This is a genomic window from Breoghania sp. L-A4 (genome assembly GCF_003432385.1).
Taxonomy (GTDB): domain Bacteria; phylum Pseudomonadota; class Alphaproteobacteria; order Rhizobiales; family Stappiaceae; genus Breoghania.
In genome coordinates this window covers 2827869-2830281 of record NZ_CP031841.1, presented here as the reverse complement: position 1 = coordinate 2830281, position 2413 = coordinate 2827869, and the positions used below count along the sequence as shown (strand labels likewise).

General features: G+C 66.6%; 3 protein-coding genes. All 3 read right to left on the bottom strand.

The annotated features are described in order from the left end of the window. Positions 1-7: 7 nt before the first annotated feature. From D1F64_RS12970 to D1F64_RS12960, 3 genes are read right to left on the bottom strand one after another with little or no spacing between them, the layout of a single operon-like run. Complete coding sequence (locus tag D1F64_RS12970) at positions 8-370, bottom strand: ester cyclase (protein ID WP_117412787.1); 363 nt, start codon at positions 368-370, stop codon at positions 8-10. Then, on the bottom strand, positions 360-1112 hold the full coding sequence (locus D1F64_RS12965; protein WP_162901530.1) for an enoyl-CoA hydratase/isomerase family protein: 753 nt from the start codon (positions 1110-1112) through the stop codon (positions 360-362). Before D1F64_RS12965 ends, D1F64_RS12970 begins: the two co-directional genes overlap by 11 nt. A 2-nt stretch (positions 1113-1114) precedes the next feature. Beyond that, complete coding sequence (locus D1F64_RS12960; protein WP_117412785.1) at positions 1115-2350, bottom strand: hydroxymethylglutaryl-CoA synthase; 1236 nt, start codon at positions 2348-2350, stop codon at positions 1115-1117. Between the last annotated feature and the right edge of the window lie 63 nt (positions 2351-2413).

Here is a 2413-nt window from a genome sequence, read left to right as displayed (position 1 = left end):
GCGTCGATCAGACTTCCCAATGTTCCTGCACCATGCCGTCGGCGACCCTGAAAATATCGACGACCTCGATCGGCGATGTGACGCCCGGCGGCGGGTTGCCCATGAAGACGGTTCCGCGAATGACCACGATGTCGTCGATCTCCTGCACCGCCTTGGGCTCCACGCGCAGGTCGGGCGACATCGCGAGATACATCGCGAAGGTCTTCTTGAAGCCATCGCGTCCGCCGGCCACGCCCTCGGTGTTCTGGCGATAGTCCTCGGCCACCAGTTCGTCGGCGGCCGACAGATCGTGGCCGTTGAAGATCCGGTCCCAGATGGCCAGCACGGTCTCGCTCGGTGTCCTTTGGGAAGAGGATCGCTCAGCGGTCATTCGGGGCCTCCTCCAGGTCTTTCGCAGCGCTCAGGGTTTCTATGCGCGTCCTCACCGCCTCCGAGGCGCCGCGGGCCGCGATCTCCCGCAGGGCGAAGGCGCGATAGGTTTCCGGATCGCGCTCCAGGCGGCCGAACAGCGCCTTGACGGATGAAAGTGCGTCAGCGCCGGTGCGCGCGGCGCGCAAGGCCTGCCGCCGGGCAATGCCCTCCGCCGCCGCCCGGTCGGCGACCACGTGGTCCGCCAGCCCCAGGCGCAGCGCCTCCACCGCATTCACCGGCTCGGTCGTCAGGGCCAGCCGCCGTGTCGCTGCCAATCCCGCGCGGCGGGCCACCACGGGGGCGGCGAGCGCGGGCAGCAGTCCCCACAGGGCTTCAGGAAGCGCGAAGCGCGACGTCTTGGTCGCCACAACCACATCGCAGGCGCAGGCCAGTGCCAGACCACCCCCAAAGGCGTCGCCGTCAACCACGGCAATCGTCAGCGCCGGCGCGGACGCCAGCGTATCGAGTATCCGGGCGAAGCGTTCGTAAGGAGGGGTCTCGGCAGCGTCGTTGCGAAGTTCCGCCAGATCCAGACCCGTGCAGAACGCGCTGCCGGCGCCGTCGAGCACGATCGCCGGAGCGGCGTTGGCCGCCAGCGCGGTGTCAAGCGCCGCGAGCAGACCCTCGTTCAGCGCATTTCCCGCTTCGGGACGGTCAAGCGTCAGGTGAAGCGCGGGTCCGAAGGTGCCTGTGCGCAGCATGCTCAGCTCCACGCGTACTGGCGGTGGTAGGCGTCGATGCCGGTGAGCACCGCCAGGCCGCGGCCTTCGAACTGGCGCTCGTAGGCCTCTTTGAAATCCGCGCGGTCGACGGAGAAATCCTTGGTTCCCATGATCAACTGGTTGTTCTGGTCGGTGAGCCGGTCGTAGGCTGCCACGTCAAGCGCGTCACGCTCGGCGAGCTTTCCGGCGATGCCCATCTGGCCCAGGCGCGCGCGGGCGCCGTTCGGCACGACGCCGGAATAAAACTCCGCGCAGCAGCCGGAGCCATAGGAAAACAACCCGACGCGATAGGCGGCCACGTCCGCTTTCTGTTCGATCAGCCCGGCGAGCGCGATGAACACGGCGGCGGAATAGGCGTTGCCGATCTGCATGCAATAGGTGAGCGAAGGCGCGACGCGGGCGGCGAAATCGGCGTCGATCTCCGGCCCCTTCATCTTCGCGCGGCGACGCATCAGGGTCCGGTGCGCGCCCTTGACCATACCGCCAAAGGGCGTGTGGAAGGCGAGGCCGGAAAAGGTTTCGCGAATGCAGACGCCGTCGACCTTGTCCGCGTAATCGGAAAACGCCGCGTCGAGCGAATCCATGTAGCACATGAGCGAAAGGTCGGGATCGCCGGTCTCGGTGCGGTCGTCCGGGCGGCAGGTGTCCAGCGCCTCCATGGCGTGGATGCCCACAGCGCCCAGATCGATGTCCAGGATCGCCGGCTCGGGACCCACCAGAAGGGCCGCCGCCGCCATGCCCTGCGAGGGTTCGGCGTAGGAGAGCTTGACCGACGGCCAAGCCACATCCGTGGCGATGACCAGCGCCCGGCGTCCGAGGCCCGAGGCGATCTGGCCGACGGCCATCTGCAGCGCCGCGGTGCCGCCGTAGCATGCCTGCTTCAACTCGAAGACGCGGCAATTGGGCTTCAGGCCCAGCAGCTTGTGGACGTAGGTTGCGGCGCTCTTGCCGAAGTCGATGCCGGATTCGGTTGCCACGATCAGAAGATCGATGTCGCCTTTCGTGTCGTCGTCGAGCCCGTCAAGGATGGGTTTGGCCGCATTGACCGCATTGGTGACCGTGTCTTCGTAAGGATAGGCAACCGACTTGCGGTCCATCATCAGATTGTCGAAACGGGAGGCATCCAGACCGCGCGCGGCAAACAGATCGCTCACCGAGACACAGGCGCGGCCGCCGTAGACATTCAGGGCCTCTATCCCGGTCGGCTGTCGATCCATGGCGCAGGAATCCCATCTTTCGCGCACATTTCCATCGCTCGGGCCTGCTCGGGTCTGAGAGAT